The sequence below is a fragment of the Nocardia mexicana NBRC 108244 genome (assembly GCF_001613165.1).
GTDB classification, from domain to species: domain Bacteria; phylum Actinomycetota; class Actinomycetes; order Mycobacteriales; family Mycobacteriaceae; genus Nocardia; species Nocardia mexicana.
In genome coordinates this window covers 1-19,567 of the sequence record NZ_BDBV01000131.1, presented here as the reverse complement: position 1 = coordinate 19,567, position 19,567 = coordinate 1, and the positions used below count along the sequence as shown (strand labels likewise).

At 68.9% G+C, this 19,567-nt stretch carries 21 protein-coding genes and 3 tRNA genes; 10 read left to right on the top strand and 14 right to left on the bottom strand.

Annotation, left to right across the window (positions count from 1 at the left end; translation table 11 throughout):
• Positions 1-639: 639 nt before the first annotated feature.
• The 5 genes from pspM to pgsA all read right to left on the bottom strand — a co-directional run bounded on the left by pspM (position 640) and on the right by pgsA (position 5,899).
• Positions 640-1,461 carry a phage shock envelope stress response protein PspM gene (gene pspM / locus NM1_RS38355; protein ID WP_084520446.1) on the bottom strand — a complete coding sequence of 274 codons (822 nt, stop codon included), beginning with the start codon at positions 1,459-1,461 and terminating at the stop codon, positions 640-642.
• Between the two features lie 1,772 nt (positions 1,462-3,233).
• Complete coding sequence (locus NM1_RS38350; protein WP_068032241.1) at positions 3,234-4,052, bottom strand: PspA/IM30 family protein; 819 nt, start codon at positions 4,050-4,052, stop codon at positions 3,234-3,236.
• Between the two features lie 208 nt (positions 4,053-4,260).
• Complete coding sequence (locus NM1_RS38345; protein WP_068032240.1) at positions 4,261-4,659, bottom strand: helix-turn-helix domain-containing protein; 399 nt, start codon at positions 4,657-4,659, stop codon at positions 4,261-4,263.
• A 55-nt stretch (positions 4,660-4,714) separates the two neighbouring features.
• Positions 4,715-5,245, bottom strand: coding sequence for a CinA family protein (locus NM1_RS38340; RefSeq protein WP_068032237.1), 531 nt, complete (start codon positions 5,243-5,245; stop codon positions 4,715-4,717).
• Positions 5,246-5,899, bottom strand: coding sequence for a CDP-diacylglycerol--glycerol-3-phosphate 3-phosphatidyltransferase (gene pgsA / locus NM1_RS38335; protein WP_373864098.1), 654 nt, complete (start codon positions 5,897-5,899; stop codon positions 5,246-5,248).
• Between the two features lie 119 nt (positions 5,900-6,018).
• On the opposite strand from pgsA, the gene NM1_RS38330 reads away from it, so the two are divergent.
• From NM1_RS38330 to NM1_RS38305, 6 genes are all read left to right on the top strand, one after another.
• On the top strand, positions 6,019-6,561 hold the full coding sequence (locus tag NM1_RS38330; RefSeq protein ID WP_068032235.1) for an amino-acid N-acetyltransferase: 543 nt from the start codon (positions 6,019-6,021) through the stop codon (positions 6,559-6,561).
• Between the two features lie 17 nt (positions 6,562-6,578).
• Positions 6,579-6,863 carry a YciI family protein gene (locus NM1_RS38325; RefSeq protein WP_068032232.1) on the top strand — a complete coding sequence of 95 codons (285 nt, stop codon included), beginning with the start codon at positions 6,579-6,581 and terminating at the stop codon, positions 6,861-6,863.
• A 56-nt stretch (positions 6,864-6,919) separates the two neighbouring features.
• Positions 6,920-7,747 carry a class I SAM-dependent methyltransferase gene (locus NM1_RS38320; RefSeq protein ID WP_211339587.1) on the top strand — a complete coding sequence of 276 codons (828 nt, stop codon included), beginning with the start codon at positions 6,920-6,922 and terminating at the stop codon, positions 7,745-7,747.
• A 335-nt stretch (positions 7,748-8,082) separates the two neighbouring features.
• A tRNA-Trp gene (locus tag NM1_RS38315) sits at positions 8,083-8,155 on the top strand.
• A gap of 1 nt (position 8,156) precedes the next feature.
• Positions 8,157-8,233: transfer RNA gene (locus NM1_RS38310), tRNA-Leu, on the top strand.
• A 65-nt stretch (positions 8,234-8,298) separates the two neighbouring features.
• Positions 8,299-8,371: transfer RNA gene (locus NM1_RS38305), tRNA-Arg, on the top strand.
• A 33-nt stretch (positions 8,372-8,404) separates the two neighbouring features.
• On the opposite strand, the gene NM1_RS38300 is transcribed toward NM1_RS38305, so the two are convergent.
• Genes NM1_RS38300 through NM1_RS38290 form a run of 3 tightly spaced genes read right to left on the bottom strand, consistent with a single transcriptional unit; the run spans position 8,405 to position 9,444 of the window.
• Positions 8,405-8,746 (bottom strand): MerR family transcriptional regulator, encoded by a 342-nt coding sequence (locus NM1_RS38300; protein ID WP_068032228.1) that lies wholly within the window; start codon positions 8,744-8,746, stop codon positions 8,405-8,407.
• Positions 8,747-8,758: 12 nt separating this feature from the next.
• Positions 8,759-9,118, bottom strand: coding sequence for a DUF1048 domain-containing protein (locus tag NM1_RS38295; protein WP_068032225.1), 360 nt, complete (start codon positions 9,116-9,118; stop codon positions 8,759-8,761).
• Complete coding sequence (locus tag NM1_RS38290; RefSeq protein WP_068032222.1) at positions 9,115-9,444, bottom strand: PadR family transcriptional regulator; 330 nt, start codon at positions 9,442-9,444, stop codon at positions 9,115-9,117. The genes NM1_RS38295 and NM1_RS38290 overlap by 4 nt, the downstream gene beginning before the upstream one ends.
• Positions 9,445-9,614: 170 nt before the next feature.
• On the opposite strand from NM1_RS38290, the gene NM1_RS38285 reads away from it, so the two are divergent.
• Both NM1_RS38285 and NM1_RS38280 read left to right on the top strand, forming a co-directional pair.
• Positions 9,615-10,031 carry a nuclear transport factor 2 family protein gene (locus NM1_RS38285; RefSeq protein ID WP_068032218.1) on the top strand — a complete coding sequence of 139 codons (417 nt, stop codon included), beginning with the start codon at positions 9,615-9,617 and terminating at the stop codon, positions 10,029-10,031.
• 66 nt (positions 10,032-10,097) lie between these two features.
• Positions 10,098-10,523: a TIGR03668 family PPOX class F420-dependent oxidoreductase gene (locus NM1_RS38280; protein WP_068032210.1), complete on the top strand. Its 426-nt coding sequence runs from the start codon at positions 10,098-10,100 to the stop codon at positions 10,521-10,523.
• A gap of 9 nt (positions 10,524-10,532) precedes the next feature.
• Here the strand turns inward: NM1_RS38280 and NM1_RS38275 are convergent, their stop codons facing one another.
• Positions 10,533-11,132 (bottom strand): TetR/AcrR family transcriptional regulator, encoded by a 600-nt coding sequence (locus NM1_RS38275; protein ID WP_068032249.1) that lies wholly within the window; start codon positions 11,130-11,132, stop codon positions 10,533-10,535.
• Positions 11,133-11,222: 90 nt separating this feature from the next.
• On the opposite strand from NM1_RS38275, the gene NM1_RS38270 reads away from it, so the two are divergent.
• Both NM1_RS38270 and NM1_RS38265 read left to right on the top strand, forming a co-directional pair.
• Positions 11,223-11,924 (top strand): SDR family oxidoreductase, encoded by a 702-nt coding sequence (locus tag NM1_RS38270; protein WP_068032207.1) that lies wholly within the window; start codon positions 11,223-11,225, stop codon positions 11,922-11,924.
• 28 nt (positions 11,925-11,952) lie between these two features.
• Positions 11,953-12,375, top strand: a complete 423-nt coding sequence (locus tag NM1_RS38265; RefSeq protein WP_068032204.1) for a tautomerase family protein — start codon at positions 11,953-11,955, stop codon at positions 12,373-12,375.
• Between the two features lie 79 nt (positions 12,376-12,454).
• Here NM1_RS38265 and NM1_RS38260 read toward each other — a convergent pair whose 3' ends face one another.
• The 5 genes from NM1_RS38260 to NM1_RS38240 form a co-directional block, all read right to left on the bottom strand.
• The gene (locus NM1_RS38260) at positions 12,455-12,733 is read right to left on the bottom strand and encodes a hypothetical protein (RefSeq protein ID WP_068032201.1); all 279 of its coding nucleotides are present in this window, start codon (positions 12,731-12,733) and stop codon (positions 12,455-12,457) included.
• Between the two features lie 512 nt (positions 12,734-13,245).
• Entirely contained in the window at positions 13,246-14,298 is a 1,053-nt protein-coding gene (locus NM1_RS38255) for a mechanosensitive ion channel family protein (RefSeq protein WP_068032248.1), read from the bottom strand.
• Between the two features lie 116 nt (positions 14,299-14,414).
• Positions 14,415-17,018 carry a DNA translocase FtsK gene (locus NM1_RS38250; RefSeq protein WP_068032245.1) on the bottom strand — a complete coding sequence of 868 codons (2,604 nt, stop codon included), beginning with the start codon at positions 17,016-17,018 and terminating at the stop codon, positions 14,415-14,417.
• Positions 17,019-17,187: 169 nt separating this feature from the next.
• Positions 17,188-17,811 (bottom strand): TIGR03085 family metal-binding protein, encoded by a 624-nt coding sequence (locus tag NM1_RS38245; protein ID WP_068032192.1) that lies wholly within the window; start codon positions 17,809-17,811, stop codon positions 17,188-17,190.
• Positions 17,812-17,856: 45 nt separating this feature from the next.
• On the bottom strand, positions 17,857-19,567 hold a 1,711-nt coding region (locus NM1_RS38240), incomplete at its 5' end, for a ribonuclease J (RefSeq protein WP_303757402.1).

Below are 19,567 nucleotides of genomic sequence, written 5' to 3'. Positions count from 1 at the left end.
CCGGCGAGAAAGACGCCAGCGCGCCGATCAACAGCAGCGGCAGCTCCGCCTCCGGCGACAAGGACGCCAGCGCGCCCATCACCAGCAGCGGCAGCTCCGCCTCCGGCGAGAAAGACGCCGGTGGCGCACTGCAGCAGATCGTGGCGCAGATACAGAACGCGTTCTGACCCAACGCATTTCGGTAGTCCATACCAGTCGAGGTCTCGGCTCGGCGCCGTGCGGACGGAGACTACCGCCGCACGGTGCCCCGCTCAACCGACCACGTCCAGCGAACGCTGTCTGCGCGCATGGAGAACCGTGCATGCGCGGGGAACCCGGTAGGCCAACGACCAACATCGCGATCAATCGCGCTGGTAAGAATGGCGGCTCGATCGCCCCACCGGTACGCCCTGACTCACCCTGCCAGTGCGACCGAGACCGGTGCCGCCGAGACTCCGGCGCACCGCCCCACCACAACACGCGGGGGCCGCCCCACCACGACACGCACCTACCGGTCGGCAGAGCCTCCGTTCGCGCACCCCGTACTCGTTCGTGCACCCCGTGCAGCGGCTAAAAGGGTGTGCAGGAACGGATAAAGGGTGCGCGAAGCGGTTGTCTGCCGACCGGTAGGGTGCGCTGGGTGCGATGGGGAGGGGCGGGTCAGCGTTGGTCGGCGAGGTCGGTGAGGGCCTGGGCCCAGCCGTCGAGACGGTCGGCGGCGTCGCGGAGTTCGACCATCGCCCAGCCGAGGTCGTCGGGCAGGGCGGGGCTTTCGGGGACGGCGAGGACACGGCTCGCGGAGGCGACCAGCTTTTCGTAGTCGACGACACCGGTCTCGAGCCGGGCCGTTGCGGCGCGGACATGGTCGGCCAGGACCGGGCCGGAGATCGAATTCACCTGTCCGACAACGCCGGCCGCCTTCTCCATGGCTGCCACGTCGGCGGCCAGCGCGTGCAGCGCGGCGGCGCCGGAACCGGCCGTTTCGATGGTGTCGGCCAGGTCTTCCTCGGGCAGCCTGCCGCCGCGTGCGATCTGCTGCGCCAGCGTGTGCAGCGCTCGCTCGGCGCGCACCAGCCTGGCGATCGGCGCGCGGGCCGACGATCGGATCGGCGGGAGCTTGCGGGGGACGAACGCGGCCTGCGGCAACGGGTTTCGCCGCAGCTCGATATAGCGCTTGGTGGTGACGGCGGCGCCGGTCACCAGCGCCGCGGCGCCGCTCCCGACGACGATGACGGCCCACACCGGAGCCGAGATGACCACCAGCCCGGCGGTTCCCAGCGCGGTGATACCCGATGCGGCCCCGAGCCGCAGGCTCCGCCGACGCACTCGCCGACGCCGCCGCAACTCCCGCTCGCGCGGATCGGCCCACTTACGCACCGTGTGCAGCGCGTGCTCCCCCACCTCCCGCAACGCATCCGGCAACCGCCGCGCCTGATCGATCTGCTCATCCTCGACCCCGGACTGCGCCAGCACATCCCGCACGAACCGCCCGGCCCGCGGCCCCCGCCCAGCAGCACTCCCCCGCTCAGCGCCTTCACCACGCCCGGCCACGCCACCCCGCTCAGCTGTAGAGCCACGCTCTGCCGAAGCACCAGGCCCAGCCGAAGTAGCACGGCGCTCCGAACTACCACGCTCCGCCGCAGCACCACGCCGCTCCGAAGCGTCCTGCGCCGCCCCAGCACTGCGCCCCACCGAAGAATCACGCCCAACCGACGCGCCACGCTCTGCCGAAGTAGCACGCCGCTCCGAAGCGTCCCGCCCCGCCCCAGCACCGCGCCCCACCGAAGAATCACGCCCAACCGTGGGCGTGCGCTCTACCGAAGCGCCGCGCCCAACTGAAGCGTCTCGCCCCGCCGCAGCACCACGCTCTACCGACGTGCCGCGCTCTGCCGAAGCATCAAGCCCAGCTGAAGTAGCGCGCCCCACCGAACTGTCGCGCCCAACCGACATGCTGCGCTCTGCGAAAGCACCCCGACCGCCCGAATCAACGCGCCCGTCTGAGGCACCTCGCCCCGCCGGGGTATCACTCCCATCCGGCTTGCCACGCCCCGCTGTAGCGCCACGCTCTGCCGAAGAATCACGCCCAGCCGACGTGCCATGCTCTGCCGAAGCACCACGTCCAGCTGAAGTAGGGCGCCGCTCTGAAGTGTCTCGCTCCGCTTCGGCACTGCGCGCCTCCGAGGTGTTACTCCCGACCGGCGTGCCACGCCGGGCTGTAAAGCCACGTTTCGCCGAGCCGCGCCTGAGAAAAGTGCCGCGCGCGGAGGTTCGGCCCTCTTCTCGTTCGGGGCGCGGGCGCAGGGGTTCGGCTGGCCGCGCCGCCTCGGGAAAGGCGTGTTGCCCGCCGGGGATGCCACCCTCGGGTATGGGCGAAGCCGTTGCCGCGCCTTCGTCGTGTGTGGCGTCACCGCCCGGGCGCGTGGGCCGGTCAGCGGGGCGCGTGGGGTGCTGCGCGGAGTAGGCGCTCTCCGTGGGCGCCCAGCCGAAACGGTTCGTCGTGCTCGACGGGATACGTTCCGCTGCACCCGGATTCACCGTGTCGTGGCCCGGCGCCGCACCGAAACCGTAGGGGTGCGGCGCATCTCGCGATTCATCCGAGCGCCCACCCGCGGGTTCGCTGGGCGAGCGCCGAAACACCGAGGGGAACAACGACTTCCAGTCCGAACCTGCGTCGCGTTCGAGGACGGCATCGACGGTACGATCCCGTCCGCGCGATCGCCCACCGGACCTCTTGCGCTGCACACTGGCTCCCAGGAACCCGCCTGCTGGGGATGGGACAGATTCGCCCCGCCCCGACATCGAGACGACCTCGCCCTGCGACGAGATCTCCGGCTCGGCACCGGGACCGAGGAATCGGACAGTTTCGCCAGACGACGAGACCCCCGACCCGACACCAGCGCCGAGGAACGGAACACCCTCACCAGACGACGAGACCCCCGACCCGACACCAGGCCCGGGCGGTGAAACGGCCTCACCAGGCGACGAGATCCCCGGTTCGGCACCGGGACCGAGGGGTGGGACGGCCTCGCCAGGCGAAGGGATCCCCGACTCGGTAGAAGGGCGCAAGACTTCGGTGGAAGGCACCGGTGTCGCAGCATCGGAATCCGTCTGCCGGGCCGGCGGCGGGACCTCCGGCCCGGTATCAGGTTCGGACTCTCGTGACCTGCGGAGACGGAGGCGGGCACGGCCGACCGCGGGCTCGTTGCGGGCCCGCGATCTGCCCATCACACCAGTACCTTTCCAGCAGGCGACCGCTACTGCTGCGCGGTCTGACCCTTATCGATCTGCGGTTGCTGCGCGGCCGGGTTGGGGGTGGCCTGCGGCGCGGCCTCACCGGCGGGCAGGGCGTCGCCGCGCATGGACGCGCGGATCTGCTCCAGTCGGTTGTGACCGGCCATCTGCACGCTGGCCTGCTGGACCTCCATCATGCGGCCCTGCACCGAATTGCCCGCGAGTTCGGCGGCGCCGAGCGCATTGGCGTAGCGGCGCTCGATCTTCTCGCGCACCGCGTCCAGGCTCGGCGTGCTGCCGGGCGCGGACAGGGTGGAGTCCATCGACTGCAGCGACGCGGACACCTGCTCCTGCATCTTGGCCTGCTCGAGCTGGGACAGCAGCTTGGTGCGCTCGGCGACCTTCTGCTGCAGCGTCATCGCGTTCTGCTCGACCGCCTTCTTGGCCTGGGCGGCGGCCTGCAGCGACTGGTCGTGCAGCACCTTCAGGTCCTCGATGGACTGCTCGGCGGTGACCAGCTGCGCGGCGAACGCCTCGGCGGCGTTGGTGTACTGGATCGCCTTTTCCGAATCCCCGGCGGTCTGCGCCTGGTCGGCGAGCATGACCGCCTGCCGGGCGTTGGCGTTGAGCTTCTCCACCTCGTCCAGCTGGCGGTTCAGCTTCATCTCGAGCTGGCGCTGGTTGCCGATGACCGACGCCGCCTGCTGTGACAGGGCCTGATGCTGGCGCTGGGCTTCCTCGATAGCCTGCTGAATCTGGACCTTCGGATCCGCGTGCTCCTCGATCTTCGAGTCGAAGAGGGCCATGAGGTACTTCCAGGCCTTGACGAACGGATTAGCCATCGATTGATCCCGCCTCCATCTGATGCGCCGCGCTCCAACGCGACTGTAGTGCGCGACCGTCACGCACCCCGTTTGTCCCTATCCTCCACCGTGCGGCACCGGTATGGGAGAACCGGCCGGTACCGACGCCTATAGAGAATCTATCCGTTTCCGCTCCGTCGTACAGCGTTGCCGGCGCCGATCGATCTCGACGCCGGCAACAACCGGATCACTTCGCCTGTACCAGTACCAGCTTTTCCGCCCGGGGCGCCGGAATGACGATCCGGGTGTCCTCGGCGATCGCGCCCAGCGGCACGGCCGACGCGGACGCGACGGCGGTATCCGCGGGAGCGGCCACCGGCTCCGCGGCGGGCGCGGCCACCGGGGCCGGACCGTCGGCGCCGGCCATCGCCGCGCTCACGTCGAACAGCACCTGCGACAGCGGCAGGTCCAGGGCCTGGCAGATCGCGGCCAGCAGTTCGCTGGAGGCCTCCTTGCGGCCGCGCTCCACCTCGGACAGGTATCCGAGACTCACCCGCGCCGAGGTCGACACCTCGCGCAGCGTCCGGCTCTGGGCGATCCGAGCACGCCGCAGACTTTCCCCGATGGCCTCTCGCAGCAGCGTCATCTCGTTCTCCTCTACGTTCTCTTCCTCGCCGGACCGAGTGTCTGCAGTGACAACGTCACACGCCTCCCGGTTGGTTCCCGGACGTCCGCCGCCCAAGGCTGCGAACGAGCTCACATACGGCCGCGCGCACCGCATCCATCCTGATCGTCCACCGGTCGCCGGACAGTTTCAACCGCAACACCTCGGTACCCTCCGGTCCCGCCAGCCCGAGGAACACCGTGCCGACCGCGCGGCCGTCCTGCGGTTCGGGCCCGGCGACGCCGGTGAGCCCCAGCCCCCAGTCGGCCGCGCAGACCGTCCGCGCGCCGACGGCCAGCTGTTCGGCGGTGCTCGCGGCGACGGGACCGTCGGCGGTCAGTGTGTGTTCGCTCACGCCCGCCAGGGAGTGTTTGAGGTCGGTGGCGTAGACGACCAGGCCGCCGCGCAGCACCGAGCTGGCGCCGGGCACGCCCGCGATGGTCGCCGCCAGCAGCCCCGCCGTCAGCGACTCGGCCGTCGCCACGGTCAGGTCCGCCTGCTTCAGTGTTCGTACGAGGTCGGCGGCGGGTACGGCCGCGATGAGCGGATCACCGTTGGAGGGAAGCACTCAGGAACCCGGGCCGAACCGCAGCCGGGCCGCCTGCACCACGTAGTCCAGGCCGGTGATCACGGTCAGCGCCACCGCCACGTACATCAGCAGCAGGCCCGCGGTCTCGAACATCCCGGACAGCGGCAACACCATCACCGCGATGGCCAGCGACTGCACCAGCGTCTTCAGCTTGCCGCCGCGGCCGGCCGGGATCACGCCGCGCCGCACCACCGCCAGCCGCAGCAGCGTCACCCCGATCTCGCGGGCACAGATCACCAGCGTGATCCACCAGGCCAGGTCGCCCAGCATCGACAGCCCGATCAGCGCCGAACCGATCAGCGCCTTGTCGGCGATCGGGTCGGCCAGCTTGCCGAAGTCGGTGACCAGCCCGTATTTGCGGGCCAGTTGCCCGTCGATGCGGTCGGTGATGGCCGCGACGCCGAACAGGGCCGCGGCCACGATCCGCCAGCCGGTCTCGTGCCCGCCCGCGGCGAACAGCGCCAGCAGGAACAGCGGCACGATCAGGATCCGGGCCACGGTCAGGATATTGGCGATATTCATCAGCGGGACCGCCGACGGCTCCACGGTGCGGGCCGCGGCGGGCACCAGATTCGCCCGGGCCCGGCCGGTCTCCACCCAGACGTGGTCCATATCGTCGCTCTGCACGCTCACCGGCACCCCCACCCGGTCTGTGTCCAGCCCCGGACCCCTGACGGGTGGGGCGTGGAGGAGGGCGGGAAGTGCGGCACTCCACCAGACTATCGGTAACCCCGCCGACTACTGTGCACCCCATGACAACACGGGCACCCCACAGTGATTCGATCGGCGGCGCGCAAGCGGGCACCCCGGTCGTCCGCCGTGCCCGGACCTCGGACGTGCCCGACATCAAGGCCCTCGTCGACGCCTACGCCGGCAAGATCCTGCTGGAGAAGAACCTGGTGACGCTGTACGAGGCGGTGCAGGAGTTCTGGGTGGCGGAGGTGGACGGCCGCGTGGTCGGCTGCGGCGCCCTGCACGTGCTGTGGGCGGATCTGGGCGAGGTGCGCACCGTGGCGGTGCATCCCGGTGTCAAGGGCCGTGGCATCGGGCGGCTCATCGTCGACAAGCTGATCGAGATCGCGCGCGAACTGGAACTGGGCCGATTGTTCGTGCTCACCTTCGAGGTGGACTTCTTCGAGCGGCACGGTTTCGCGGAGATCGACGGCACCCCGGTGACGGCGGAGGTGTTCGCGGAGATGTGCCGCTCCTACGACACCGGTGTGGCCGAGTTCCTCGACCTCAGCTACGTCAAGCCCAATACCCTCGGCAATACTCGAATGCTGTTGACCCTGTAGACCTCGAGGGAGTCCCCGTGCCGATCTTCGCCGTCCACTACACCTATTCCGAGGCGACCGCCCCCGGGCGCGACGAGCACCGCCCCGAGCATCGGGCGTGGCTGTCCGGGCTGGTCGACCGCGGCGTGGTGCTGACGACGGGCCCGTATCCCGACGGCTCGGGCGCGCTGATCCTGTTCCGCGCCGACGATGCCGAGGCGATGGACAAGCTGCTGGCCGAGGACCCGTTCGCCCGGCAGGGTCTGATCGCGGACACGCGGTTCGTCGAGTGGCTGCCGGTGATGGGGGCGTTCGCCGGATAGTCGCCGACGCACGATATTTGCTGGCGGGTGCGGGCGGTGGCGTGTCACAGTCGCTCATCGTGACCGACTACCGCACCCTCAACCGCGCAAACTGGGACGACCGCGCGCCACTGCATGCCGCCTCGCCCGATTACGCCCTCGATCGCTTCCGCGGCGACCCGTCGTTCGTCAGCGATACCGTGCGGTTCGACCTGCCGCGGCTGGGCGATATCGACGGGCTGCGCGGCGTGCACCTGCAGTGCCATCTCGGTACCGACACGATCTCGCTGGCGCGGCTCGGCGCCACCATGACCGGACTGGACTTCTCCCCCGCCTCCGTGCACCACGCCCGAGAACTGGCCGAACAATCCGGCGCCGCAATCGATTTCGTCGAGGCCGACGTATACGACGCGGTCGCCGCGCTGGGTTCGGAACGCTTCGACCTGGTGTTCACCGGTATCGGCGCGCTGTGCTGGCTGCCGGATATCGAGCGCTGGGCACGCACGGTCGCCGGACTGCTGCGGCCCGGCGGGCGCCTGTTCCTGCGCGACGGCCACCCCTTCGCGCAGGCGCTGGACGAGACGCAGCTCCCGCAGCTGGCGATCGGCTACCCGTACTTCGAGACCGCGGAGCCCCAGGTGTACGAGGACGCCGCGACCTACGTCGACACCGACGGCGCGTTGACCCGAACCGTCACCCACCAGTGGAGTCACGGCATCGGCGAGATCGTCACGGCCGTGCTCGGGGCGGGTCTGACCGTCACCGGGCTCGAGGAACACGACAGCGCGCCGTGGCCGGTCCTGCCCGAGGGCATGGAGCGCGGCGACGACGGCGAGTGGCGGCTGATCGAGCATCGGGAACGGATGCCGTTCACGTTCACACTGCAGGCGCGCAAACCGGCGTGACCTGCCCCGGACTTTTGTCACCGGCGCAGGTTTCGCGATAGCTGGGAAGGGGTATTGAAACCCCTGGAACGGCCGCGGAATATTCGGTTTCCCACCGCAATTCACGGTGCTACCGTCGAAATACGAACTTCGGAACTACCGGAAAGGGGACAGCGATGATCGGGCATATCAACCAGCGCCGTTGGCTCTGTGGCGCCCGGCGGCAGTTCGCGCTACTTCCGGTATCCGGTCTCCGCTGGACGGACGTCCGCAACGGTCCCTGAGGTCTGTACGTACGGACCCACTCCAGGGCCGCTATCGGGCACTACGCCACGAAGCGGCCCTTTCTCATGCTTGCGGACGTAGCTCAACCGGAAGAGCAGCGATCTCCAAAGTCGTCGGCTGGGGGTTCGAGTCCCTCCGTCCGCGCTCCCTCGTAGCCCAATCGGAAGAGGCACCGGTTTTAGGTACCGGACAGTGCGAGTTCGAATCTCGCCGAGGGAACCAGCCTTTCCGGCCCGCGCAGCTCAACGACGAGTCGGGTGTCAATGGCGACACCCAGCGCGGGCCACGTGCCCGTGGCGCAACGGACAGCGCGCCTGACTACGAATCAGGAGGTTGGGGGTTCGAATCCTCTCGGGCACACCGGTTTTCGATGGCCACTGCGGGACATCGAGGCTACCGTCGATCCCCGAGTACGCGCTCTATGTCGGCCAGGTAGTCGAGCAGATCGGCTATGTCGGTCAGGGGTACGCCCGCGCCGGCCAGGGTGCGGACCCGGACCAGTCGGAGCAGTTCGGCCGGTCCGTATCGGCGGCGGCCGGAGCTGTCCCGGTCCGGCTCGTCGAGCAGGCCGTACTGGTGGTAGAGCCGCACAGTCGCCACCGTGGTCCCCGCGAACGCCGCCGCCCGGCCGATCGTGAACCCGGCGCTGCTCGGCCGCCCGAACCCTCCCGCGCCGGGCTCGGGTGCGGCCGGGCCGTCGATGTGGATCCTGCCGGTGCAGGTCGAGGTACTCATGTCGACCGCGCCCTACCCTGCTGTCCCGTCGTCCCGGGCTGCGCGGTCGATGGCGCTGGTCAGCTTGTCGCGTTCGCGGTTCATCCACGAATCGTCCTTGTAGTTCCCCGCGAACGTCTCGATGAATTCCACGGGATCCTCCCCGACGACGACGCGGATCGGGGTGCCGTCCGTCGCGCTCTGCTCGAACAGGTCGACAAGGTCCTCGTACATCGACATATTGCCCGCGGACCCGAAAATCATCAGGTACCGCTCGCACGCCTCGATCGCCGCGCGATAGGCCGGGGGGAGCTGTTTCGCGCGGGCCTTGTACTGGCGCCAGCGCCGCTTCTCGCCGAGATCGCCGATCACCTTCGTGATGAACATGGTCATCTGCCTCCTTCATGGAGCTGTTCGAGCCGTTCGGAGAGAAAGCCCCAGTTCTTCCAGAACTCGTCCAGATATTCGCGTCCCTGCGCGTTGAGCGAGTACACCTTGCGCGGCGGCCCCTTCTCCGACGGAACCTTCTCGACGTCCACCAGGCCTCGCTTCTCGACCCGGACGAGCAGGGCGTATACGGTGCCCTCGGCGATGTCGTCGAACCCCTGCTCCCGCAGCCAGGCCGTGATCTCGTACCCGTACGCCGACCGCGCCGCCAGAATCGCGAGGACGATCCCCTCGAGCGTGCCTTTGAGCATCTCCGTTATCTGCTTGCCCACGGACCACCTCCTCGTACTACTCAATGCCGCTTACTACCAGTAGATAGTATCAATGAATACCGGCGACGCAAAACTCCGGCGCGGCGAGACATCTCGAACCTGGCGTCGAACCACGCGCAGCCGTTAGGATGCGGGGAACCTATACAACTAGTTGCATATGCGAGGTTGGGATGCATCCACTCCGACAGGCCGTCGAATCGCACGACCCGGCGGCCATCGAGGCGCTACTGGCCGATGATGTCGTGTTCACCAGCCCGGTGGCGTTCAAGCCGTATCCGGGGAAGGCGATCACCGCGGCGATCATCCGCGGCGTGATGCGGGTGTTCGAGGACTTCCGCTACGTCCGGGAGATCGTGGATACCAACGGGCGCGATGCCGCGCTCGTTTTCGAGGCCACCGTCGCCGGAAAGCAGCTCAGCGGTTGCGATTTCGTGCACCTCGACGATGCGGGCAAGATCGACAGCCTGACGGTCATGGTCCGCCCGCTCTCGGCGGCGACCGCGCTCGCCGAGGCGATGGGCGCCCAGTTCGACCGCATCCAGCGGGAGGCCACCGAACAGCTGCAGGCCGAGGCGGCGGGCGCGTAGGGCAACGGCACGCGACTCGACCACCTGAGCTTCGCCCGCGAACGTCCGCACGCCTAGCCTGGGTTCGTGCGGTTGGACGAACAGGAGGCGCTGCGGCGGTTTCGCGCGGCACGGGTCGCGCGGCTCGCGACGGTGAGCGACAGCGGGCAGCCCCATCTGGTCCCGGTCACCTTCGCGACGGCGCCGGACGGATCGGAGGTCGTGATCGCGGTGGATCACAAGCCGAAGACCACCACGAACCTGCGCCGACTGCGCAATATCGCGGCCGACGACCGGGTGTCCGTCCTGGCCGACCGCTACGACGAGGACTGGACCCAGCTGTGGTGGGTTCGCCTCGACGGCACCGCGCGCGTCCTCACCACCGACGCCGACCGCAGCGAGCCCGTGGCCTGGCTGACCGCCAAATACCCGCAGTATCAAAGCAACTCACCGCAGGGTCCGGTGATTCGAATAACGGTCGGCACGGTCTCCGGCTGGTCCTACAGCGACTGACTCCCACACTCACGAATCCGAGTCACCGTCAGGCGGGTTTCGCTCGGCGAGAAACTCCTTGGCGGCGTCGAGGATTCGTTCCGAGAGTTCGTTGCCCGCGCTCGCCCGGGACAGCATCAGCGCACCGGCCATGACCGAGAGTTCGACCAGCACATCGCGTTCGGCCGGGTGCCCGCCGAAGTCGGCGAGTCGGTCGATCATGGTGCGGATGCCGTCGAGGTAGGCCTCGCGCAGCGGGCCGCCGGGATCGGCGCGCGCCACGTCCGCGGCCGTCGCCGCGATGCCGCACCCCCGTCCGGCCGCGTCGCGGTGCGCGACCGAGAGGTACCGCTCGATGAACGCGCGCCGCGCCGCCGGGCCGTCGGGGCTGTCCGCGCGAATCCGGTCCATCTCGTCGATCTTCTCGGCGTACGCGGCCGCGCACGCCTGCACCAGCAGGTCCTCCTTCGAGCGGAAATGCCGATAGAAGCCGCCGTGGGTCAGTCCGGCGGCGGCCATCACCTCGGGCACGGTCACCGCATGGGCCCCGCGTTCGCGCACCTGCGCCGCGGCCGCGTCGACGATCTCCCTGCGGTGCGATTCCGCCTGCGCCCGGGATGCTCTCGGCACCTGCACTCCTTCCGTCTCCACCCGCCCTCGATGACGCGCTCGGCACATACAGTCTTGCGCATCCGTATAGATGATGAGCATAATCTAAAAATGATCAGAATCGAAGGCACGGTCGCACTGGTGACCGGCGGCCGGCGCGGCCTCGGACGCGCATTCGTCGACGAGCTACTGCGCCGCGGCGCCACCAAGGTCTACGCGACCGCCCGCCGACCGGAACCCGGCGCGGACCCACGCGTGGAACCGCTCACCCTGGATGTCACCGATCCCGATTCCGTTGCGGCCGCGGCGGTTCGGGCGCACGACGTCGACATCGTCGTCAACAATGCGGGCGTACTCCTCCCGGCGCCGCTACTGAAGGCCGAAATGGACGATGTGGTAGCGACTTTCGACACGAACGTCTTCGGACCGCTGCGCGTGGCCCAGGCGTTCGCGCCCGTCCTGGCGGCCAACGGCGGCGGCGCCCTGGTCGACATTCACTCCGTGCTGTCGTGGGGCGCGGGCGCGGCGGCCTACGGCGCGTCCAAGGCCGCGTTCTGGTCGCTCACCAATTCGCTCCGGCTCGAGCTGGCCGCCCAGCGCACCCAGGTGGTCGGGGTCCATCTCGGCTTCGCCGACACCGACATGGTCGAGCGGCTCACGGTCGACAAGATCGATCCGAAACAGGTGGCGGCGGCGGTGTTCGACGGCGTGGAGCGCGGCGACCACGAGGTCCTCGTCGACGACGTGACCAGACAGGTGAAGGCGGCGCTGTCCGGTCCGGTCGAGGGCCTCACGGTACCGATCGGCCGCTGACCCCCACCCTCCCCGAAAGGACGCATCCATGCCGCTGTGGCACGTCTACCATCCCGCGAATACCTACTCCGACAAGGACAAACGAGACTTCGCCAAGGACATCACGGACCTCTACACCGGTTTCGGCCTGCCGGAGTTCTACGTCGTCGTGCTGTTCACCGAAGTCGAGGAGTCGGCGTTCTTCGTCGGCGGGCGCCCGGCGGGTGACACCGTGCGGATCGTCGTCGAGCACCTCGCCCGGCACCTGGACGATCCGGATCTGCGCAGGCGATCGACCGAGCGGCTCAACGCGATCATGGAGCCCTACACCCGGGATCGCGGACTGCACTGGGAGTTCCATACCTACGAGTCCCCGCGGGATCTGTGGATGATCGCCGGTCTGTTTCCGCCGGGCCCCGGTACCGACGCCGAAAAGGCCTGGGCACAGGCAAACAAGCCCTTCCCCTACTGATATCCGGGGCCCGCAAGCGGGTTGTGACTGCGTGCTGGTAGGCGAGCTGTTCGAGAGAACAGCGGAAGTGTCGGCTACGTCAGCCGATCACGGCGTTCATGATGGTCCCGGCGCTGGTGGCGATGACACCGCCGATCATGGCGCCCGCCACCATCTTCGGGGCCCGCGAGCCGCCGCCGGTCCATTTCTCCCACGCGAACAGGCCGCCGGCGTAGGTGATGCCGAGGACACCGGCCAGGAGGACGAACCAGGTGAAGTAGCGCACCAGCTTCATCAGTTTGTCCGCAGCCGGAGGGGTTTCGGGGGTGGGGTTGCCGACCTGGGCGAGGATCGTGTCGTGAACAGCCGCGAGAATCATGGAGTGCTCTTTCCCAATCGGTGAACCAGCTCGTAACTACCGCGAAATCAATGGTGCCAGAAGAAGTTTGGTGAGCGCATCCTCTCGCGGGAATCGGCCATCGAGTACCGACCGCTCCGGAACCGCCTGGCAGACATACAGCGGTTCAGCCGATCAGTTCGCCGGTGCCGGCGTCGATGAAATCGGGCAGGTCACCGGGGTTTCGGGAGATGATCAGGGTGCGGCCGTCGCGTGCGGAGCGCGGTCATCGGTCCGGAGATTGTCGGCGTCGACGGTGTGCGCACTACCCCCTCGGACCGGCCCGAACAGGGCCGGTCCCCTGGCGAGCGATCAGGCCGCGCTGCCGCTGAGGGCGCCCATCATCGAGGTGAAGATGTTCGCGACCACTACCAACAAGTCCATGTGTATGCCTAACCTTTCGATCCGGATTGGAAGCCGCAAGCATGGTCGACCGATGTGACCGGAAGGTTATGGGGCGGTGAAACCCCGGGCGGATGTCACTGATGCGCCGCTCACTCCGCCATCGCGGGCGACGGCGCCGCCTGCACGGTCGGGATCTTCGGCAGAGCGTAGGGATAGCGCGCCGCGAGCCAGCCGAGCAGTTCCTCGCGGACCGCGCAGCGCAGCGTCCACACATCGTCGGCGTTGCGGGCCGACATGGATGCCCGGACCACGATGCTGGTGGGGGTGCTGTCGGTGACCAGCAGGTTCCAGTCGCGGCCGTCCCAGTCCTCCCGCTCACGCAGGTAGTCGTGCAGATGGTCGCGCAGCTCCGGCACCGGGGTGCTGTGATCCAGGTACAGGAACACCGTCCCCGTGATCTGCGGCCCGCCGCGCGACCAGTTCTCGTACGGCTTGCTGTTGAAGTACGAGACCGGCATGGTCAGGCGGCGGTCGTCCCAGATGCGCACGGTGAGGAAGGACAGCGTGATCTCCTCGACCGTCCCCCACTCCCCCTCGACCACGACCGTGTCGCCGATCTTGACCGAGTCACCGAACGCGATCTGCAGCCCGGCCATGAGGTTGCCGAGCGTCGACTGCGCCGCCACACCGGCGATGATGCCGATGACGCCCGCGGACGCCAGCAGCGACGTGCCCAGCGTGCGCAGGTTCGGGAACAGCAGCAGCATCGCCACCGCGGCGGTCACCACCGCCAGGATCCCGGTCACGATCCGGCGGACCAGGGTCAACTGGGTGCGCAGCCGCCGCACCCGCGCGATATCGGCGGCGCGGCGGGAGTACTTGTCGAGCGTGTTCTCGGCGACGGCGTCGACGGCGCGCACGGTGAGCCAGGCGGCCGCCATGATCGCCACGGTCGCCAGGATGTTGCGGATCACCGCGTCCTGGCGCAGTTCCAGATGCGCCAAGGGGTAGGTGATCTGCAATCCGGCCGACGCCAGCAGGATCTGCAGCGGGGTCTGCACCCGGCGCAGCAGGGTGAACAGCCGGGTGCCCGGGTGCCTGTCCGCGCTGTAGCGCAGCAGCCGGTCGACCAGCAGGCCGACGGCCACGGTGACCGCGAGTGTGCCGCCGAAGACGATGAGCGGCCGTAATACCTCCTCCAAGACGTCCAACTCCTTGCCACGCGTGAATTCAGGTGCCTTCTCGCGACGATACATATCGATAGCGGTATGTATGCAAGGTGAAATGGCGCTCAGCGTGCTCACCGCATGTGGCGGCGTTACTCGTCGGCGTTCGACTCCGCTTCGGGGTCTCCCCCACCCCGGATCGTGTACAGCAACCCCTCCAGCTCGTCGGGTTTGATCAGCACGTCGCGGGCCTTGGAACCCTCGCTGGGGCCGACCACGTTGCGGGTCTCCATGAGGTCCATCAGGCGGCCCGCCTTGGCGAAGCCGACGCGCAGCTTGCGCTGCAGCATGGAGGTGGAGCCGAACTGTGAGGTCACCACCAGCTCCACGGCCTGCACGAACAGGTCCAGATCGTCGCCGATATCCGGGTCGACGTCCTTCTTCTCGCCCGCCTTGGCGGCGGTGACGCCCTCCTGGTATTCGGGTTCGGCCTGGTTCTTGGTGAACTCGACGACGCCGTGGATCTCCTCGTCGGAGATGAACGCGCCCTGCAGGCGGGTCGGCTTGTTGGCGCCCATCGGCAGGAACAGCCCGTCGCCCATGCCGATCAGCTTCTCGGCGCCCGGCTGGTCCAGGATGACCCGGGAATCGGTCAGAGACGATGTGGCGAAGGCCAATCGGGACGGCACGTTGGTCTTGATCAGGCCGGTGACCACGTCCACCGACGGCCGCTGGGTCGCCAGCACCAGGTGAATGCCCGCGGCGCGGGCCTTCTGGGTGATGCGCACGATCGCGTCCTCGACGTCGCGCGGCGCGGTCATCATCAGATCGGCCAGCTCGTCGACGATGGCGAGAATGTAGGGGTAGGGCCGGTAGACGCGCTCGCTGCCCAGCGGCGTGGTGATCTGCCCCGACTTCACCTTCTTGTTGAAGTCGTCGATGTGGCGGACCTTGCTGGCCTGCATGTCCTGGTAACGCTGCTCCATCTCCTCCACCAGCCAGGCCAGCGCGGCGGCGGCCTTCTTCGGCTGGGTGATGATGGGGGTGATCAGATGCGGAATGCCTTCGTAGGGCGTCAGTTCCACCATCTTCGGGTCGATGAGGATCATCCGCACCTCGTCGGGCGTCGCCCGCTGCAGCAGCGAGACCAGCATCGAGTTCACGAAGCTCGACTTACCCGAACCGGTGGAACCGGCCACCAGCAGGTGCGGCATCTTCGCCAGGTTGGCGGCGAGGAATTCGCCCTCGATGTTCTTGCCGAGCCCGATCACCAACGGGTGGTGGTCGTTTCGCGTCGACGGCGCCTTCAACACGTCGGCCAGCCGCACCAGTTCGCGGTCGGAGTTGGGCACCTCGATGCCCACCGCGGACTTGCCCGGGATAGGCGCCAGCAGCCGAACGTTCTCCGTCGCAACGGCATACGCGATATTGCGGGTCAGGGCGGTGATCTTCTCGACCTTCACGCCGGGCCCGAGTTCCACCTCGTAGCGGGTGACGGTCGGGCCGCGCACGAACCCGGTGACCGCGGCGTCGATCTTGAACTGCACCAGGACCTCGGTGATCGCCTCGATCATCGACTCGTTGGCGGCGCTGCGGCGCTTGGGCGGATCGCCGTCGACGAGCAGGTTCATCGGCGGCAGCTGGTAGTCGCCCTCGATCTCGCGTTCGGGGACGAATTCCAGCTGCTGTGGCGCGGGCGGCTCGGGCGTCTGATCGACGACCTTGGGCGCCTTCTTCGGTTTGGGCTTGGCCGCGGGCTTCTCGGCCGGGGCGTCGGCGGCGATCTCCTTGGCCTCGCGCAGCGGCGGCTCGCCGATGACCTCGGTGACGGCGTCGGAACCGCCGAATTCGTCGGTCGGGTAGTTCTCCGCGGGCGTGCGGCCCTTCCGCTTGGACTTGCCCTTGTGGACCGGAAACCCGTCGGCGTCATAGTTTTCCGGGTCGTAGAGCCCGTATTGGCCGTCGTAGGAGTCGTATTCGTCGCCGCCGCTGCCGGTGCCGAAGAGTTCGCGCACGCGGTTCGGCACCTCGCGCACGGTGGTGCCGGTGAGCAGCAGCACCCCGAACACCATGGCGATCAACAGCAGTGGCACGGCGAGCCAGCCGGTCAGCCCGTCCCGCAGCGGGCCGCCGACCACGTATCCGGCGAAACCGGCCGCATGGGCGCGGCCGTGCGGATCGGTGGGCGCCTCCGCGGCGATATGCCACAGGCCCAGCGCCGGCAGGCCGACCAGCAGCCCGCCCAGCACCAGCCGCGGCCGGATCTCCGGGCGCGCCTCGGTGCGCATCAGGATGACCGCGACGGCGGTGGCCACGAACGGCAGCGCGGCCGAGGCGGATCCGGTGATCCAGCGAATGGCCGTGTCGACGGCGTGCCCGACGGGGCCGCCCGCCGACAGCCAGACGGCCGCGGCGATGATCACGCTGAAGGCGATGAGCACCAGGGCGATCCCGTCGCGCCGATGCCCGTGCTCGATCTCCCCGGCGCGGCTCAGCGTGCGGGTGGTGGCGCCCACGCTGCGCGCGAGCATCGACCAGCCGCCGCTGATGCCGCGGCCCAGCACGGCGAGCGGGGCGGTATTGGACCGGGCCGGACGGCGAGCGGGGCCCGAACGCCCGCGCGGCGTCGATTTCGCGCGCGGACCAGCCGCGCGAGACCGTGGCTGAGCACGTCCCCGGGCCGACCCCGACGACGTCCCCCGCCCCGTCCCCGCCCGCGAACGTGACGTCGTGGTGCCCCGGGACTTACCTGCCATGGTCATCAGGCTAGCCGCAATCGCCCCATCCAGACCATCCGCAACACCCATCCCACCCACATCACACCGAGTCACAAAAGCGCCGTGACCGGCCGGGAAGGTGACGAAGCGCCCATCCGATCAGGCGGAAACACCACGCCGAACTGGGCATATGCCTGATACGACGGCTTCAGACGCTGCGGTCGGTGGCGAAGACGGCCTGCACGTCGGCATCCGGGCCGGTGGCGTCGAGGCGGACCTCGTTGCGGCCGAACGCGTGGAGCAGCAGTTCCGAGGGCGGGCCGGTGAGGATGACCGCGTCGCCGCCGGCGTTGTGGGCGGTGACGCGCTCGCCCTGCGGGGTGGTGAGCACCACCGTCACCGGGGACTTGCGGTAGGCCATGCGTGCCATGCGGCGCACCGCATGCCAGAGCTTCGTCTCGTCCGCGTCGCTCAATGTCCGTGGCTCCCAGCCGGGTTCGCCGCGGCGCACGTCCTCGTGGTGGACGAACATCTCGGTGAGATTGGCCACGGCATCCACCGGATACAGCGGCGACCACCACGGCGGGCCGGTGCGGATCTGCTCCAGCAGATCGGTGAACGGCCGCCGCGCGACCTGCGCCTGGATCGAATCCAGGTATCCGGCGAGGGGTTTCAGCAGGATGCCGGGCGCGGCGTCGGGGCGCCGTTCGCGCACCACCAGGTGCGCGGCCAGATCCCGAACCGTCCAGGTACCGCACAGGGTCGGCGCGTCCGGGCCCGTCGCGGTCATGGTCACGACCAGCGCCCGCCGTTCCCGTTGGGCCATGCTCATGGCCTCGAGCCTACTGGACTCGTGACCATGCGTCGTGGCGCGGAATCAGACGCCCAGGACCGTCGGCACGATCATCGGGCGGCGGCGGTAGACATCGGCAACCCAGCGGCCGACCACGCGCCGCACGCTCTGCGCGATGCGGTGGGTGTCGGTGACGCCCTCGGAGGCCAGGCGCTGCAATTCGGCCTCCACCAGCTTCTGGGCCTCGATGAGCGCGCCCGGATCGTCGGAGAAGCCGCGCCCGCTCACCTCCGGCGCGCTGACGGCCTTGCCGGTGGTCTCGTCGACGGCGACGGTGATCGCGATGAAACCGCCCTCGCCCAGCACCAGCCGATCGGACAGCGTGGATTCGCCCACGTCACCGACGGACAGCCCGTCGACGTACACCTGGCCGACCGGCACGCGGCCCACGATCGAGGCGAGACCGTCCACCAGATCCACCACGACGCCGTTCTCGGCCAGCATCACCCGGTCCTCGGGAACACCGGTAGCGACGGCCAGCGCGGCGTTGGCGCGCAGGTGCCGCCATTCGCCGTGCACGGGCATGGCGTTGGTCGGGCGCACCGCGTTGTACAGGTACAGCAGCTCACCGGCCGAGGCGTGCCCGGAGACGTGCACCTTGGCGTTCTGCTGGGTGACCACGGTCGCGCCCAGCCGGGCCAGCCCGTTGACCACCGTGAACACGGCGTTCTCGTTACCCGGGATGAGCGAGGAGGCCAGCACCACGAGATCGTCGGCGCGGATGTTGATCTGGCGGTGGTCGCCGCGCGCCATGCGCGACAGCGCCGACAGCGGTTCGCCCTGCGAGCCGGTCGAGATCAGCACCAACTTGTGCACCGGCAGGTTGGCGGCCTGATCCAGGTCCACGACCAGCCCGTCCGGGAGCTCGAGATAGCCGAGATCCTGTGCGATCTGCATATTGCGCACCATGGACCGGCCGACGAAGCACACCCGCCGGTCGTAGCGCTGCGCGACGTCCACCACCTGTTGGATGCGATGCACGTGGCTGGCGAACGAGGCGACGATCACCCGGCCCTTGGCCTTGCCGATGACGTTGTCGAGCACCGGGCCGATCTCGCGCTCGGGCGTGACGAAGCCGGGCACCTCGGCATTGGTGGAGTCGACCAGGAACAGGTCCACCCCCTCGTCGCCGAGCCGGGAGAATCCGGCCAGGTCGGTGAGGCGGCCGTCGAGCGGCAGCTGGTCGAGCTTGATGTCGCCGGTGTGCAGGATCAGCCCGGCGGGGGTGCGCACGGCCACCGCGATGGCGTCGGGAATCGAGTGGTTGACGGCGAAGTACTCGCACTCGAACGGGCCGTGCGTGGTCTTCTCGCCCTCGCTGACCTCGATCAGCTTCGGCTGCAGCCGGTGCTCGCGGCACTTGGCGGCGACCAGCGCCAGCGTGAACTTCGAACCGACGACCGGAATGTCGGGGCGCTGGCGCAGCAGGAACGGCACGGCGCCGATGTGATCCTCGTGACCGTGCGTGAGCACCACCGCCGCCACGTCGTCGATCCGGTCCTCGATCGGACGGAAGTCGGGCAGGATCAGGTCGACGCCGGGCTGCTGATCCTCCGGGAACAGCACGCCGCAGTCGACGATCAGAAGCTTGCCGTCGAACTCGAAAACGGTCATGTTGCGGCCGATTTCGCCGATGCCGCCCAGCGCGAAGACTCGCAGCCCCTGGCGCGGCAGCGCGGCGGGCAGGCTCAGCGGATGCGATCCCGCGGGCTGCGGCGGCTCGGCCGGGGCGTTC

Coding starts and splice junctions, on each gene's coding strand:
- NM1_RS38330 (WP_068032235.1), top strand. CDS start 6,019: ATGACAACACGGGCACCCCACAGTGATTCGATCGGCGGCGCGCAAGCG.
- NM1_RS38260 (WP_068032201.1), bottom strand. CDS start 12,733: ATGATTCTCGCGGCTGTTCACGACACGATCCTCGCCCAGGTCGGCAAC.
- NM1_RS38245 (WP_068032192.1), bottom strand. CDS start 17,811: ATGAGCATGGCCCAACGGGAACGGCGGGCGCTGGTCGTGACCATGACC.
- NM1_RS38350 (WP_068032241.1), bottom strand. CDS start 4,052: ATGGCTAATCCGTTCGTCAAGGCCTGGAAGTACCTCATGGCCCTCTTC.
- NM1_RS38300 (WP_068032228.1), bottom strand. CDS start 8,746: ATGAGTACCTCGACCTGCACCGGCAGGATCCACATCGACGGCCCGGCC.
- NM1_RS38265 (WP_068032204.1), top strand. CDS start 11,953: ATGCCGCTGTGGCACGTCTACCATCCCGCGAATACCTACTCCGACAAG.
- NM1_RS38345 (WP_068032240.1), bottom strand. CDS start 4,659: ATGACGCTGCTGCGAGAGGCCATCGGGGAAAGTCTGCGGCGTGCTCGG.
- NM1_RS38285 (WP_068032218.1), top strand. CDS start 9,615: ATGCATCCACTCCGACAGGCCGTCGAATCGCACGACCCGGCGGCCATC.
- NM1_RS38270 (WP_068032207.1), top strand. CDS start 11,223: ATGATCAGAATCGAAGGCACGGTCGCACTGGTGACCGGCGGCCGGCGC.
- NM1_RS38250 (WP_068032245.1), bottom strand. CDS start 17,018: ATGGCAGGTAAGTCCCGGGGCACCACGACGTCACGTTCGCGGGCGGGG.
- NM1_RS38295 (WP_068032225.1), bottom strand. CDS start 9,118: ATGACCATGTTCATCACGAAGGTGATCGGCGATCTCGGCGAGAAGCGG.